General features: G+C 62.1%; 11 protein-coding genes. 8 read left to right on the forward strand and 3 right to left on the reverse strand.

The annotated features are described in order from the left end of the window. Window positions 1-5 precede the first annotated feature (5 nt). From K9857_RS07835 to K9857_RS07870, 8 genes are all read left to right on the forward strand, one after another. Entirely contained in the window at window positions 6-1,466 is a 1,461-nt protein-coding gene (locus K9857_RS07835) for an alginate O-acetyltransferase (protein ID WP_224534495.1), read from the forward strand. An 8-nt stretch (window positions 1,467-1,474) separates the two neighbouring features. Beyond that, complete coding sequence (locus tag K9857_RS07840) at window positions 1,475-2,599, forward strand: mannuronate-specific alginate lyase (RefSeq protein WP_224534497.1); 1,125 nt, start codon at window positions 1,475-1,477, stop codon at window positions 2,597-2,599. 189 nt (window positions 2,600-2,788) lie between these two features. Then, window positions 2,789-4,354 carry an MBOAT family O-acyltransferase gene (locus K9857_RS07845; RefSeq protein WP_224534499.1) on the forward strand — a complete coding sequence of 522 codons (1,566 nt, stop codon included), beginning with the start codon at window positions 2,789-2,791 and terminating at the stop codon, window positions 4,352-4,354. A gap of 11 nt (window positions 4,355-4,365) precedes the next feature. After that, window positions 4,366-5,541, forward strand: coding sequence for an alginate O-acetyltransferase (locus K9857_RS07850; protein ID WP_224534501.1), 1,176 nt, complete (start codon window positions 4,366-4,368; stop codon window positions 5,539-5,541). 17 nt (window positions 5,542-5,558) lie between these two features. Further along, on the forward strand, window positions 5,559-6,215 hold the full coding sequence (locus K9857_RS07855) for an alginate O-acetyltransferase AlgF (protein WP_224534514.1): 657 nt from the start codon (window positions 5,559-5,561) through the stop codon (window positions 6,213-6,215). A gap of 189 nt (window positions 6,216-6,404) precedes the next feature. Further along, window positions 6,405-7,856, forward strand: a complete 1,452-nt coding sequence (locus K9857_RS07860; protein ID WP_224534516.1) for a mannose-1-phosphate guanylyltransferase/mannose-6-phosphate isomerase — start codon at window positions 6,405-6,407, stop codon at window positions 7,854-7,856. 295 nt (window positions 7,857-8,151) lie between these two features. Continuing rightward, complete coding sequence (locus K9857_RS07865) at window positions 8,152-8,616, forward strand: multidrug transporter (RefSeq protein WP_224534518.1); 465 nt, start codon at window positions 8,152-8,154, stop codon at window positions 8,614-8,616. A gap of 35 nt (window positions 8,617-8,651) precedes the next feature. After that, on the forward strand, window positions 8,652-9,476 hold the full coding sequence (locus K9857_RS07870; protein ID WP_224534521.1) for an SDR family oxidoreductase: 825 nt from the start codon (window positions 8,652-8,654) through the stop codon (window positions 9,474-9,476). 115 nt (window positions 9,477-9,591) lie between these two features. Here K9857_RS07870 and K9857_RS07875 read toward each other — a convergent pair whose 3' ends face one another. Genes K9857_RS07875 through K9857_RS07885 form a run of 3 tightly spaced genes read right to left on the reverse strand, consistent with a single transcriptional unit; the run spans window position 9,592 to window position 12,842 of the window. Next, complete coding sequence (locus K9857_RS07875; RefSeq protein ID WP_224534522.1) at window positions 9,592-10,446, reverse strand: HlyD family secretion protein; 855 nt, start codon at window positions 10,444-10,446, stop codon at window positions 9,592-9,594. 10 nt (window positions 10,447-10,456) lie between these two features. Further along, window positions 10,457-10,657 (reverse strand): DUF1656 domain-containing protein, encoded by a 201-nt coding sequence (locus K9857_RS07880; protein WP_224534524.1) that lies wholly within the window; start codon window positions 10,655-10,657, stop codon window positions 10,457-10,459. Beyond that, window positions 10,647-12,842 (reverse strand): FUSC family protein, encoded by a 2,196-nt coding sequence (locus tag K9857_RS07885; RefSeq protein ID WP_224534537.1) that lies wholly within the window; start codon window positions 12,840-12,842, stop codon window positions 10,647-10,649. The genes K9857_RS07880 and K9857_RS07885 overlap by 11 nt, the downstream gene beginning before the upstream one ends. Between the last annotated feature and the right edge of the window lie 56 nt (window positions 12,843-12,898).

Consider the following 12,898-nt stretch of genomic DNA (forward strand, 5'->3'; position numbering starts at 1 on the left):
ATTTTATGCACCCACACCTGATCAAATTACTCAGCCTGTCGGCCCTGACCGCCGGCATTCTCGCCGCCAGCACTGGTGCTCGTGCGGATGAAGCTGCCGGTAACATAAGCCCGCCGAAGTTCTCTGCAGAACCGTGCTGCAGCCTGTGCCCCGCCGCCCACGATGCGAAGAACTACACCACCCGCTACCAGCAGAACTTCACCACGCTGGTGCAGGCCCAGGGCGACTGGCTGTTCCGGACTCAGGAAGACTTGCGCACCGAATTCGACACCACACCTGCCGGCTACAAGCGCATGAAGCAGCTGCACGATGCGTTCAAGAGCAAGGGTGTGGAACTGGTGGTCGTCTACCAGCCGACCCGTGGCCTGGTGAACCGCAACAAGCTGAACCCGGCCGAGAAAGCCAGCTTCGATTTCGACAAGGCGCTGCGCAACTACAAGACCATGCTCGGCCGTTTCGCCGCCATGGGCTACGTGGTGCCGGACCTCTCGCCGCTGACCAATGAGCAACTGCCGGACACCCTGCCCGCCCACGACTTCTACTTCCGCGGCGACCAGCACTGGACTCCGTACGGCGCCCAACGCACTGCGAAGATCGTCGCCGAAAAGGTCAAGCAGCTGCCTGAGTTCGCCGACATTCCAAAGCGTGAATTCGAGACCCACAAGTCGGGTCGCATGGGCAAGACCGGAACATTGCACAACATGGCCGGTCAACTCTGTGGCACCAGCTACGCGATCCAGTACATGGATCAGTTCACCACCGAGCCCAAGGGCGAGGCAGGCGACGGCGATCTGTTCGGCGATTCCGGCAACCCGCAGATCACCCTCGTGGGCACCTCCCACAGTGGCAAGAACTACAACTTCGCCGGCTTCCTCGAAGAGGCCATCGGCGCCGACATTCTCAACGTGGCGTTCCCCGGCGGCGGCCTGGAAGGTTCGATGCTGCAGTACCTGGGCAGCGACGAGTTCCAGAAGAACCCGCCGAAGATTCTCATCTGGGAATTCTCGCCGCTCTACCGCCTGGACCAGGAAACCATCTACCGCCAGATGATGGCGCTGCTGGACAACGGTTGCGAAGGCAAGGATGCACAGATGTCCGGCAGCACCACGCTTAAGCCGGGCAAGAACGAACTGATGGTCAACAGCAAAAACCTGAACCTGCAGAACAGCAGTCACCAGGTCGACATCCGCTTCGCCGACACCTCGGTGAAAACCCTGCAAGCCACCCTCTGGTACATGAACGGGCGCCACGAGGACATCAAGATCGAGAAACCGGAAACCTCCGAAACCGACGGGCGTTTCGCCTTCGAGTTGCGTACCGACGAAGACTGGGCCTCGCAGAACCTGCTGGCCGTTGAAGTCCAGGGCCCGGAAGCGGGCGCCGCGCCACAGAAGGTCGAAGCGAAAATCTGCAAACGCAACGTATTCCCCGGCGCCGAGCAGCGCACTGCTTCAGTCGGGCAATGAGGTCTGCCATGCGAAATCCGAAACTTGCCAATCTGTTGGCACCGACCCTGCTGAGCCTGGCGATGTTCGCCGGGGCGACCCAGGCGGCCGCGCCCTTGCGTCCGCCACAGGGTTACTTTGCGCCTATCGAGAAGGTCAAAACCGGCGACGGCGGCGAAGGCTGCGAAGCCATGCCGACGCCGTATACCGGCTCGCTGCAATTTCGCAGCAAGTACGAAGGCTCGGACAAGGCCCGAGCGACCCTGAACGTGCAATCGGAAAAAGCCTTCCGCGACAGCACCGCCGACATCACCAAGGTCGAGCGCGGCACCGCCAAGCGAGTGATGCAGTTCATGCGCGACGGTCGTCCGGAGCAACTGGAGTGCACGCTCACCTGGCTCACCGCCTGGGCCCAGGCCGATGCGTTGATGTCCAAGGACTTCAATCACACCGGCAAGTCGATGCGCAAATGGGCGCTGGGCAGCATGGCGTCGTCGTACCTTCGCCTGAAGTTCTCCGACTCCCATCCGCTGGCCAACCATCAGCAGCAGGCGCAGTTGATCGAAGCCTGGTTCAGCAAGATGGCCGATCAGGTGGTCAGCGACTGGGACAACCTGCCGCTGGAGAAAACCAACAACCATTCGTACTGGGCCGCCTGGTCGGTGATGGCAACGTCCATCGCCACCGATCGTCGCGACCTGTTCGATTGGGCGGTGAAGGAGTTCAAGGTCGGCGCCAACCAGATCGACGCCCAGGGTTACTTGCCCAACGAACTCAAGCGCCAGCAACGCGCCCTCGCCTACCACAACTACGCCTTGCCGCCGCTGGCGATGATCGCCAGCTTCGCTCAGGTCAACGGTGTGGACCTGCGCCAGGAAAACAACGGCGCGCTGAAACGCTTGGGTGATCGCGTACTTGCCGGGGTTAAAGACCCGGATGAATTCGAGCAGAAGAACGGCAAGAAACAGGACATGACCGACCTGAAAGAGGACATGAAATTCGCCTGGCTCGAACCGTTCTGCAGCCTCTACAGCTGCTCGGCGGATGTGCTGGAGAAGAAGCATGAAATGCAACCGTTCAAGACCTTCCGCCTGGGTGGGGACCTGACCAAGGTTTATGACCCTTCACGCGAGAAGGGAAACAAAGGTTCGTAGGAGCGAGGCTTGCCCGCGAAGAACGATGACACGGTTCATCAGTTTCACCGCGTGATGGCTTTCGCAGGCAAGCCTTGCTCCTACAAAGGCTGTATCGAGTTTGAGTATGTGAGTTACCCCCCGATTTTCTGTGGGGGGTTTGGGGGGGCCGTGGGCCCTTGACTGTTGGTTAAACAAGGAGAGATCGGGATGGTTTTCTCATCCAACGTGTTCCTGTTTCTGTTCTTGCCGATCTTTCTCGGCTTGTACTACCTGAGCGGGCAACGCTATCGCAATCTGCTGCTGCTGATTGCCAGCTACGTGTTCTATGCCTGGTGGCGTGTGGACTTTTTGGCGCTGTTCGCAGCCGTCACATTGTGGAACTACTGGATCGGCCTGAAAGTCGGTGCCGCAGGAGTGCGCACCAAACCGGCGCAGCGCTGGCTGCTGCTCGGCGTGGCCGTCGACCTGTGCATCCTGGGCTACTTCAAGTACGCCAACTTCGGCGTCGACAGCATCAACGCGATGATGACGTCGGTGGGCCTGGAGCCGTTCATCCTGACCCACGTGCTGCTGCCGATCGGTATCTCGTTCTACATCTTCGAGTCCATCAGCTACATCATCGACGTCTACCGTGGCGACACTCCGGCGACCCGCAACCTGATCGACTTCGCGGCGTTCGTGGCGATCTTCCCGCACCTGATCGCCGGCCCCGTGCTGCGTTTCCGCGACCTGGCCGATCAGTTCAACAACCGCACCCATACCCTCGACAAGTTCTCCGAGGGCTGCACGCGGTTCATGCAGGGTTTCATCAAGAAGGTCTTCATCGCCGACACCCTCGCGGTGGTGGCCGACCATTGCTTCGCCCTGCAAAACCCGACCACGGGCGATGCCTGGCTCGGCGCCCTGGCGTACACCGCGCAGCTGTATTTCGACTTCTCCGGCTACAGCGACATGGCGATCGGTCTGGGTCTGATGATGGGTTTCCGCTTCATGGAAAACTTCAAGCAGCCCTACATCAGCCAGTCGATCACCGAGTTCTGGCGCCGCTGGCACATCAGCCTGTCGACCTGGCTGCGCGACTACCTCTACATCACTCTGGGCGGTAATCGCAAAGGCACGCTGACCACCTATCGCAACCTGTTCCTGACCATGCTGCTCGGTGGTCTGTGGCACGGCGCGAACATCACCTACATCGTCTGGGGTGCGTGGCACGGCATGTGGCTGGCGATCGAGAAAGCCATCGGCCTGAACACCTCGCCGCGCAGCTTCAACCCGATCCGCTGGGCGCTGACTTTCCTGCTGGTGGTGATGGGCTGGGTGATCTTCCGTGCCGAGAACCTGCACGTCGCCGGCCGCATGTACGGCGCGATGTTCAGCTTCGGCGACTGGAATCTGTCGGAACTCAATCAGGCCAGCCTCACCGGTCTGCAAGTCGCGACCCTGATCGTGGCCTACGTGACCCTGGCGTTCTTCGGTCTGCGCGATTTCTACAGCAACCAGCCACCGGTCAAGACCAAGCCTGAAGTGAATGTCGATGCCGACGGCCCGGCTGCCGCAACCGCCGGCACCATCAAGGCCGTGCCTGGGGATAACCCGACCAGCATCCATCAGCCTGGCTACACCGTTGGCGTCGAAGCCCAGGTGCAACCGGCCTATTGGACTGCGGACTGGTCGCGCTACGTGATGCGCGCCCTGGTGTTGCTGCTGTTCATCGCCTCGATTCTCAAACTCTCGGCGCAAAGCTTCTCGCCGTTCCTTTACTTCCAGTTCTGAGGGATCTGACCATGACCCGCTCATTACGCATCTTCTACATCGCCCTGTTCCTGGTGACCCTGCTCGCCCTGGGCCTGTGGTCGGTTCGCAGCTTCCTGGGCTTCAGCACCAATGCTGACGCGACGGTGCTCAACGGCCGCTGGACCAAGGCGGTGGAGACCCACTACGACGACGAGTTTCCGATCAAGCGCCTGGGTACCAACCTCTGGGCGGCGCTGGACTTCAAGCTGTTCAACGAAGGTCGTCCGGGTGTGGTGCTCGGCCGCGACCAGTGGCTGTACAGCGATGAGGAATTCCACCCGAGCGTCAACGAAGAGCTGAACCTGCAAGGCAACTACGCGCTGGTCGAAGGCGTGCGCCAGACCCTCAAAGCAAAAGGTATCCAGTTGGTGATGGCAGTGGTGCCGGCCAAGGTGCGCCTGTACCCGGAACATCTGGGCGAGGTGAAACCGGCGAGCATTCACGCCAACCTCTACCAGGATTTCCACAAGCGTCTGGCCGCCGATCGTATCCCGGCACCTGACCTGCTCGGCCCGCTGCAATCGGCCAAGCAGAACGGCAAGCAGGTGTTCCTGCGCACCGACACCCACTGGACTCCGGAAGGCGCCGAGATCGCCGCCAACCGCCTGGCCAGGACCATCGCCGACAAGTACCCGCTGAGCGGCGAACCGCAGAACTTCGTTACCGAACCTGCGGAGAAGGTCACGCACAAGGGCGACCTGCGCCTGTTCCTGCCGCTGGACCCGCTGTTCGAAAACATGATGCCGGCGCAGGAATCCCTGCAGAAGCGCAACACCGTGGCGGCTGAAGGCCAACCGGCCGGCGACGACGCGCTGTTCGCCAACACCGAAGTGCCTGTCGCGCTGGTCGGCACCAGCTACAGCGCCAACCCGAACTGGAACTTCGTCGGCGCGCTCAAGCAGGCCCTGCACAGCGACGTGGTCAGTTACGCCGAAGACGGCCACGGTCCGATTCTGCCGATGCTCAGTTACCTGAAAAGTGATGCCTTCAAGAACAGCCCGCCTCAGGTGCTGATCTGGGAGTTCCCTGAACGTTATCTGCCTGTGAACAACGAAATCGGCGACGCCGACCCGCAGTGGGTCGCAGAGCTCAAGCAAGCCGGCGCGCGCCAACAGAACGTAGCTGTAAACACTAAATCCGAGACGCCCGACCGGGCGCAAAACTGAAAGAGAGAGGTACTACCATGACTTTCAAAACTACTCCTCGTCGTCTCGCCAAGACCTTTGCACTGGTTGCTGGTATGAGTGTGCTCTCGATGCAGGCCTTCGCCGGTGGCGATGCGGCGCTGTACGGCCCGACCGCGCCGAAAGGCTCGTCCTTCGTGCGTATCTACAACGCCAGCAACAGTGAGGTCAGCGCCACCGTGGGCAGCACCAACCTGAGCGATGTCGCGCCGCTGTCGAGCAGTGACTTCAGCTTCATGCCCGGCGGCGACTACAGCGCCAAGGTCGGCAGCCAGACCGTACCGGTGAAACTGGCCAGCGATCACTATTACACCCTGGTCAACAACGCCAGCGGCGCGCCGCAACTGATCGAAGAGCCGCCGTTCAAGAACAAACAGAAATCGTTGGTACGCGTGCAGAACCTCAGCGACAAGGCGCTGACCCTGAAGACCGCCGACGGCAAGACCGACGTGGTGCCGAACGTCGCGGCCAAAGGCCGTGGCGAACGTGAAATCAACCCGGTGAAAGTCAGCCTGGCGCTATACGATGGCGCAACGAAAGTCGGCGACGTGAAACCGGTCGCCCTGGAACGCGGTGAAGCCGCCGTGCTGTACGTCACCGGCAGCGGCAGCAGCCTGTCGCCGGTCTGGGTAAAACGCCCGGTGTCGACGCGCTAATCAATTTTCACGGCTTGACAACGCTCCTGTAGGAGCACGGCTTGCCGGCGAAGGGGCCCTTGAGACCGCCTTCGCAGGCAAGCCTGGCTCCAACAGGGACGGGGTGTCAGGCCGGACACAGTACAAAAACCAGAGTGCAACGACCCAATGCTCGTCGCTCTGACCAAACGATTTTCAAGGAGTAACAACATGATTCCGGTGATTTTGTCAGGTGGTAGCGGTTCCCGTCTCTGGCCGCTGTCGCGCAAGCAATTCCCGAAACAGTTCCTGGCCCTGACCGGCGAGCACACCCTGTTCCAGCAGACCCTGGAACGCCTGGTGTTCGAAGGCATGGACGCGCCGATCGTGGTCTGCAACAAGGACCACCGCTTCATCGTCAACGAGCAGCTGGCCGCCCGCAAACTGGAAACCCAGCGCATCCTGATGGAGCCGTTCGGGCGCAACACCGCGCCAGCGGTCGCGCTGACCGCGATGATGCTGGTCAATGAAGGTCGCGACGAGCTGATGCTGGTGCTGCCGGCCGACCACGTGCTGGACGATCAGAAAGCCCTGCAACGCGCCCTGGCCCTGGCCACCGTCGCCGCCGAGAACGGCGAAATGGTGCTGTTCGGCGTGCCGGCCACCAAACCGGAAACCGGCTACGGCTACATCAAGTCGACCAACGATTCGCTGCTGCCCGAAGGCGTCAGCCGCGTCTCGCACTTCGTCGAGAAACCTGACGTGAAGCGTGCCACCGAGTTCGTCCAGTCCGGCGGTTATTTCTGGAACAGCGGCATGTTCCTGTTCCGCGCCAGTCGCTTCCTGGAAGAGCTGAAAAAACACGATCCGGACATCTACGACAACTGCCTGCTGACCCTGGAACGCAGCGAGCAGGACATGGACACCGTGAGCTTCGACGAAGCCACCTTCGCCTGCTGCCCGGACAACTCCATCGACTACTCGGTGATGGAAAAGACCCAGCGCGCCTGCGTGGTGCCGCTGACCGCCGGCTGGAGCGATGTCGGCTGCTGGTCGTCGCTGTGGGAAGTCAATGAGAAAGACGCCAACGGCAATGTCACCAAGGGCGATGTGGTGGTGCAGGACAGCAAGAACTGCATGATCCACGGCAACGGCAAACTGGTGTCGGTGATCGGCCTGGAAAACATCGTGGTGGTCGAAACCAAGGACGCCATGATGATCGCGCACAAGGACAAGGTCCAAGGCGTGAAACAGATGGTCAACACCCTCAACGAGCAGGGTCGCAGCGAAACCCAGAACCACTGCGAAGTCTATCGTCCGTGGGGTTCCTACGACTCGGTGGACATGGGCGGCCGCTTCCAGGTCAAGCACATCTCGGTCAAGCCGGGCGCGTGCCTGTCGCTGCAGATGCATCATCACCGTGCCGAGCACTGGATCGTCGTCAGCGGCACCGCCGAAGTGACCTGCGATGAAAACGTGTTCCTGCTGACCGAAAACCAGTCGACCTACATCCCGATCGCCTCGGTCCACCGCCTGCGCAACCCGGGCAAGATCCCGCTGGAAATCATCGAAGTGCAATCGGGCAGCTACCTAGGCGAGGACGATATCGAGCGGTTCGAAGACATCTACGGGCGCTCGACGCCGATTGAGCGTGGTGTGTCGGTGAAGACGATCGCGCAGTAAGTTTCGGCAAGACCTTGAGCCCCTGACCGGCCTGCCGCGTTCCCTATCCGCGGTGGGTTGGTCAGGGGATTTTTTTGGCCTCAGTTTTTGTGTTGTCTGTCAGGGCCTCATCGCGGGCAAGCCCGCTCCCACAGGGTTCTGTTGGGGGACATGGATTGCATTCACACCGCAGATCCTTGTGGGAGCGGGCTTGCCCGCGATGAGTCCCTCACATCCACCACAAAAAAACAGCCCATCGCCAACCCCACCCACCCTTAGGTAGGATGGCCTTCTTCTTCCCCGAGGTCTGTGCGACATGCTCATCGGCATCCTGCTGGTCATCACCTGGGTGATCCTGTTGCTGCGCTATCCGGCAAAGGCCTTGCCGGTTTCCCTGGCGGCCGCGATCGGCCTGGGCCTGGTCGCCACCTGGGTGGTCTGGATGGATCACCGCGAACTCAAGCAATTGCAACGCCTGGAGCTGCGCATCAGCTACGCGCCGCAACAATGCCCCGCCGACCGTCCGCTGAAACTCACCATGAAAAACGGCAACGACGTACCGCTAACCGAGTTGCGCTGGAGGGTGGCGGCCTACGCGCCGGGCGACACCGTCAACCTCGCCGATAACCAATACACCGCCCCACGCTACCGTGGCCCCGGCGAATTGCAGGCCGGTGATAGCTGGGACGACTGCCTGCCGCTGCCACCGCTGCGCGCCGGCTACCGTGCGGAAACCCTGGAGTTTCGCGCCGAGCGTTTGCAAGGCAGCTTCTCCGACTGATCCCTTTTCCCTTCTGATTGCACAAGGACCGCGCCATGCCCGTTGCGTTGATTACAGGCTGTTCCAGCGGCATCGGCCGCGCCCTGGCCGATGCCTTCCAGGTCGCCGGCTACAAAGTCTGGGCCACCGCCCGCAAGCCTGAAGACGTGGCGATGCTGGCCGCCGCCGGTTTCACCGCCGTGCAACTGGACGTCAACGATGGCCAGGCCCTCGAGCAATTGAGCGAGCGGATCAACCAGCAACATGGCGGCCTCGATGTGCTGATCAACAACGCCGGTTACGGCGCCATGGGGCCGTTGCTCGATGGCGGCGTGCATGCGATGCAGCGCCAGTTCGAAACCAATGTGTTCGCCATCGTCGGCGTGACCCGCGCGCTGTTCCCGGTGCTGCGTCGAGCCAAGGGGATCGTGGTCAACGTCGGCAGCGTGTCCGGTGTGCTGGTCACGCCGTTCGCCGGCGCCTATTGCGCGTCCAAGGCCGCCGTGCATGCCCTGAGCGATGCCCTGCGCATGGAACTGGCGCCGTTCGGCGTGCGGGTCATGGAAGTGCAGCCCGGCGCCATTGCCTCCAGTTTTGCCAAGAACGCCGGCCATGAAGCCGAGCAACTGATCAGCGAACAATCGCCGTGGTTTCCGCTGCGTGAAGGCATTCGTGCGCGGGCTCGGGCGTCTCAGGATAAACCGACACCGGCCAGCGAATTTGCCGCCGGATTGCTCAAGGCCGTGCAGCAGAGCAAACCGCCGAGGTTGATTCGCCTGGGCAACGGCAGCCGCGCGTTGCCGCTGCTGGTGACCTTGTTGCCCAAGGGGTTGCTGGAATCGACGTTGATGAAGCGGTTCGGGTTGCGTGGGCAGCTGTAACGCTGTCCCCCTGTAGGAGCGAGCATGCTCGCGATGGTCGTCAACGATAAAACGGGAAATCTGATGCCCCGCGGTGTCTTTGCGTTCATCGCGAGCATGCTCGCTCCTACAGAATTCATGTTGGGTTGACGACAACGGTGCAGGTAATCCCCGCCGCCAACAGCACCCCTTCCGGCACTTCATCGATGTGGATTCGCACCGGCACCCGTTGTGCCAGGCGCACCCAGTTGAAGGTCGGGTTGACGTCGGCGATCAGCTCGCGGCTTTCCGGGTTGTCGCGGTCGTAGATGCCCCGGGAGATGCTCTCCACATGGCCCTTCAGCACTTCGCCACTCATCAGCTGCATATCGGCCTTATCGCCAACTCGCACATGAGGCAACTTGGTCTCTTCGAAAAAGCCGTAGACCCAGAACGAGTTCATGTCGACCACGGCCATTTTCGCTTCGCCGATGCGCGCATAGTCGCCGCGATGGACGTTCAGGTTGGTGACGTAACCGTCCACCGCCGCCCGGACCTCGGTGCGCTTTAGATTGAGCTGGGCCGCTTCCAGTTGCGCCTGGGCCTGTTGATAGTCGGCCAGCGCCGAGTCGGCGATGTTGCTCGCATCGTCGCGGTTTTCCTTGGAGATCACCAGGTTATCCAGGTCCGCACGGCGATGGGCGTTGACCTTGCGCATCTCCCAGGTCGCCTTGCGCGACGCCACCAGCGACTGCGCCTGCTTGACCGCCAGACGATAGTGCTCGGGATCGATCTGCATCAGCAGGTCGCCCTTCTTCACCAGCTGGTTGTCCCGCACCGGCACGTTCACCACTTCGCCGGTGACATCGGCGGCCACGTTGATGATGTCGGCGCGCACGCGCCCGTCACGGGTCCAGGGCGTTTGCATGTAATGCACCCACAGGGTCCGGCCGATCCATATCGCCAGGGCCAGTACCAGCAGGGTCGCAAGCAGGCTGAAAAGCTTTTTCATCAGGGCGTTCTCAAGGGTAGACAGTCAGCGCCATCGCGCCGAACAGACAGGTAAACAGACTCAGGCGCAGCAGCGCCGGGTGCCAGAAGAAGCGGTACAGATCGAGACCTGAAAAAAACCGGTCCAGACCCCAGGCCAGCGCCGCGGCAAGCAGAAACATCAGGGTCATGGTCGGCATGTACACGCCGTGGAAGGCGATTTCACGGGGCATGTTCGAGTCCTTGGGGCTGGGTCGCCCGGGCGTATTGCGACAGTGGCGATTGCGGGTCCAGCAGCGAAGTGCGGATGAAGTGCAGGTAGCTTTTCACCCGACGCAACGCCGAGGTGTCGAAGTGCGGGGCGAAGGGTTCGTCGGTGGCCTGCACGCGACTGATCGCATGATCGACCGCCACCAGTGCACGCTCCAGATTGCTTTGCCCCAGTTGCAGGAACAGTCGCACCAGCGCGCGGCCCATCACCCGGATCGACTGGCGCCACGGCTGGGTTTCGGCATAGGCCGGGTGCACCGGCAACGTCGCCTGTTCCTTGCGCAATTCGATAATCGCGTGGCCGACCTCCAGCACCACGAACATCCAGCGCAGCAGATTGCGCTGTACCTGCGGCTGCCCCGCCGCGAAGCCATAGGCCTGGTGCACCAGGTCGCGGGTGCGGCTTTCGAAACTCGACGCCAGGCCCTTGAGCTTGCCGCTGATGGCGTACACCACCTGGCCGCGCAGATCCTGTTCCAGCCGGCACCACAACCAGCGGCTGTTGGGCGGCAGAATGATCGCACCCGCCGCCGCGCACACCAGCATGCCGATCACCATGGCGATGTAGTCGTTGATGAAGGTGTAAGGGTTGTAGATGGTCAGGTTGTCCGGCACCGAACCGATGCTGAAGAAGATCAGCAAGCCCACCCCGACCCCGGCGTATTGCGGCCGCGAGGAGAGGAAAGCGCCGAGCACGAATACCGGTGCCAGCATCACGCACAGCAAGGGGAAACCATCGATGTGCGGGAAGATGAAAAACATCTCGGCGAAACCGATCAGCGCCCCGAGGAAGGTGCCGCAGGCCATCTGGAAAGCCATGCGTTTCGGGTTCGGCGTGGCGGCGGACAGGCCGACGGTAGCGGCGGCCACCAGGGTCATGGTCGCCCCGCTCGGCCAGGCGGTGGCCACCCAGTAGCTGCCCAGCACCAGCAGAATGAACGACGCGCGAATGCCCGAAGCGGCGGCCGCCAGCCAGTTGGTCTGCGGGGTGAAAGGCTCGTCCCATTGCTCGCGCTCGTGGCTGTGATCGGCCAGGGAAGCGTGGGTCTGTGCATAACTGTGCAAGTCGTCGACGAAGCGGTAGAGCAGTTCGTAGGCGGTGTGGAAATCCAGCAGTTCGGCGTCGCTCGGCTGGCTCGCCTGGAAGGTTGCTCGCAGGCTGCGCACCCGTGCCGGCAAGCCTTCCTTGTAGGCGCTCAGAGCGGTGACCAGACGCGCCGCATCGGCGCTGGTCAGGGCGCGACCGCTGAAGCCGTCGAGCACTTCGGCCAGGTCCTGCAGCCCCGGTTTGATCGCTGCGGCCGCTTGCTCGCTGCAACTGCCGCGCAAGCGTTCGAGCAATTGATGCAGGGCATTGAAACGGGTGCTGATGCCCATGAATTCGCTGTTCAGCCGACTGAGTCGACCGTTGCGCCGACGCATGTGCGGGTCTTCGAACACGGTAACGCTGCGCAGGCTTTCCAGGCCCACCGCTTCGGCGATGAAGCGCACGTTGCCGGCCTCGAACGCCTCCTGTTTGCTGCGCCCGCGCAGGCCGTCGGTGACGAACAAAGCGAACACGCCGAAGCGCTGGTACAGGGCGTTACGCATGGCGGCGCTGGAGGTTTGCGGCAGGATCGCGGCGCTGACCAGGGTCGAGCAGAGAATGCCCAGGGAGATTTCCAGCACCCGCCACACCGCCATCATGAAGGCGCCGTCGGGATGGGCCAGGGCCGGCAATCCGACCATCGCCGCGGTGTAACCGGCCAGCACAAAACCGTAGGCGCGGAAGTTGCGACTGCGCGCAGCCCCCGCCGAGCAGACCCCGACCCAGATCGCCAACGCGCCGAGGAACAGTTCGGTGTTCTGCGCGAACAGAGCCATCAGCGCCACCATCAGCGCCGACCCGGCCAGGGTGCCGAGGAAGCGATAGAAGCTCTTGGCGAAAACCTGGCCGGATTGCGGCTGCATGACGATGAACACGGTGATCATCGCCGTGCGCGGCTGCGGCAGCTCAAGGCGCATGGCCAGCCAGAGCGTGAGGAACGCGGCGATCAGCACCTTGAAGATATACACCCAGGTCACGCCATCGCTGCGTGCCCAGTCAAAGAAACCCCGGCGCCATTCGAGGGAGTGGAGCCAGCGCAGAGGGGCGGGCATGGGGATCATGGGAACCTGCTCAATGAAATTCGTCCAGACACAGAGGAACCCTGTGGGAGCGGGCT

The organism is Pseudomonas sp. REP124 (genome assembly GCF_020164475.1).
In the GTDB taxonomy this organism is placed as follows: Bacteria; Pseudomonadota; Gammaproteobacteria; order Pseudomonadales; family Pseudomonadaceae; genus Aquipseudomonas.